This is a genomic window from Streptomyces sp. NPDC057253, from assembly GCF_042669125.1.
Classification (GTDB): Bacteria; Actinomycetota; Actinomycetes; order Streptomycetales; family Streptomycetaceae; genus Streptomyces.
Genome location: NZ_JBHUXV010000289.1, coordinates 1 through 2,408, shown reverse-complemented (window position 1 = coordinate 2,408; position 2,408 = coordinate 1). Strand labels below are relative to the sequence as shown.

The following is a 2,408-nucleotide window of genomic DNA, read 5'->3' as shown; positions in this document are numbered from 1 at the left end:
ACAAGGTCTCGCCGCCCCACCCCTTCGTCATTTCCTGGACTGTGCCGGCCGTGAGGGGCGGGTGGTCAGCGGCGGGGTCCCTTCGACGCCCCCGCGAGCCACTTCAACGCGGCGGACGGCTCCTTCTTGCCACCCCCGCTCTTCTTCGGCTTGGAGGCCGATGCAGCCGGCGCCGGCTGTTCGAACTCCTTCGGACTGGGAGTCCTGTTCCCCACCGATACTCCGCCCTCCGAGGACGAGTACAGAGGAACGCCTCCCGAGGAGTCGGAGTAGGAGGAGGCACTTCCCAGAGGCACGCCTCCCGAGGAATTGGAGGTGGCGTACCCCCTGGTGTCGTAGGTCCCGGCAGTGGGGTTGAAGTTCTGGATGCCCTGGACCGGCGCCGTCGTCTGAGGGAAGTACCCGGTGCGGGGAACTGCCGTCCGCGGAGAGATGTCCCCGCTGGAAGGACCGTAGGGGGACATCCTGGACATGTCCTGGGTCAGCTGCTCGGCGTTCCATGCCTCGGTGGCCGCACTGATCCGCCGCTGCTGCTGCATCTCGAAGTGCGCGATCTTCTCCCTCAGCGACTGCTTGCCCGCTTCCAGCGCGGCCATCTCGTTCAGGACGTTCACCCTGGTCAGGTCGTCTCCCGTCAACCCCTCGGTGCTGAGCAGAACACCGCCACCGGATGATGCCCTGGACAGTTCTTCCGGACTTACCGAGATATCCGCTCCGTCGGCGTACGGGTCCGACAAACACACGACCGCGGTCGGATCGTCGAACACCTGGTGGAAGCTTTCGAGCAGTGCGCCGCCGGACGAGCTGCTCTTTCCTGAACTGCTCGGAGAACTGGACGAACTGCTGGCGTTGCGTGCCTTCTCCTTGCCACGCCACCGGTTCTGCTTGTCCGCGAAGTCAGAGTCCGGGGACGGAATCCGGTCGAACGTTCCCTGGGAGTGAACGTTGAAACTGTCCCTTGTCGTCAGCGACCAATTGGCCGAGTCCTCCGATTCGTTCCTCCACCCCATCAGCTTGACGTGCATGTGGGGAACCTTCCCCTCCTTGATCATCCTCTCCAGGTGCGGCCACTCGTACCGCGACAGCACGCTGCCCGCCACCCGCCCGCCGAGCATGATCGCCTTGACCGGTCCCGGCCCTTCGGCGCCGTCCACGTAGTGGTCGGACATCTGCGTCCAGAGGCGGGCCTGCACCGGAGCGTCCGACCAGGACCCGAAACCGAAGTTCTTCCCGTTGAGGATCTTTCCGGGAGGCGAGGTCTCCAGAATCATGCCACCGTCCGCCGCCGCCTTCTTCGCCGGATAGTACGGTTCCGTCTTGCTCCACAGGTACTTGTGCCGCCTGGCCTCGTTTGCGATCTGCGTCAGCTTGGTGGTGAACGAGCTGGTGAAACGCCCGGCCTTGCTGATGTCCTTCTTGTAGTCCTGGTACGCGTCCTTCCATTTCTGCGCCGGGACGTGCAGCGCGTTCAGGCGGTCGAACTGGGCCATCAGGTCGTCCGCAGCGGTGCCGGCCCAGTTCTCGTTGGGTATGTGCCCTTGCTCGATCCAACGACCGTTCTCCGACAGCTGGTGCATATAGCCGTCGAACGCCCGCATGAACGTGGGGTCCTTGTGCAGCCCGTACTTCTCCAGCCGTTTTCTTACGGCTGTTTCATCCGCGTTGAATTGAGCCCGATCGAACGTCGCCACCATGGCGAGGCCCTCCTCTTCGGAGATTCGGCTGATCCGATCCCGCCGCAAGGGCGGTCACGGTGTTTCAACGGGCCCCCGCCGCCTAGCGGTTCAGCTCGTCACGGAATTCGGTGAACCGGGTGCCGGGCCCATGCGTTGCAGCCAGAAAAAGAGCCGCCCTTCACCACCGCACGTCAGAGAGGACAGCCATGACGACGGTCCCCACATCCGACGCTGGGCTCCGGACACACGCGCCGGAGGGATCCCGTGCCGAGGCCCCGGAACAGCCCTCCACGCCGAAGTTCATCCTCTATTCGGAGGGGTCCGAATACGGCCGGTCGCTGCGCCAGTTGACCCTGTGGGTACATCACGTGCTGCTGCCGGTCTACGGCCGCGAGGTCACCTCCCACGCCCCGTGGTGCTCCCGCTGGTGGGAGCACCCGGAAGCGGTGGCCCAGTTGCACGGGCTGTGGCTCGCCTGGGCGGAGTTGAGCGACACCGCCTCCGAGTCCGGCATGACCGGGCCTGCCGGCTGGCACCGCGACTACCTGAACCCGACCATGCAGATCCTGCGGGACCCGGCAGGCCCCTTCGCCGGTTGCAAGCCGGGCTCGCACCGCTCGAAGCAGGCTCCGCCCGTCGACCTGGTCGATCCGTTCGGTCCGCCGCCTCAACCGCCCGGCAAGGACTGACGGACGCCGGGTACGCGACGACGAGGGGCGGACCCTGACGGTC

The 2,408-nt window shown here is 65.7% G+C and carries 2 protein-coding genes; one reads left to right on the top strand and one right to left on the bottom strand.

All coding sequences use genetic code 11. From position 1 onward, the window contains the following. Nucleotides 1-65: 65 nt before the first annotated feature. Nucleotides 66-1,694, bottom strand: a complete 1,629-nt coding sequence (locus tag ACFULQ_RS49005) for a hypothetical protein (protein ID WP_383558323.1) — start codon at nt 1,692-1,694, stop codon at nt 66-68. 188 nt (nt 1,695-1,882) lie between these two features. Here ACFULQ_RS49005 and ACFULQ_RS49000 point away from each other — a divergent pair, with 188 nt between their 5' ends. Further along, nucleotides 1,883-2,365: a DUF4913 domain-containing protein gene (locus ACFULQ_RS49000; protein WP_383558320.1), complete on the top strand. Its 483-nt coding sequence runs from the start codon at nt 1,883-1,885 to the stop codon at nt 2,363-2,365. The last annotated feature ends 43 nt before the right edge of the window (nt 2,366-2,408 follow it).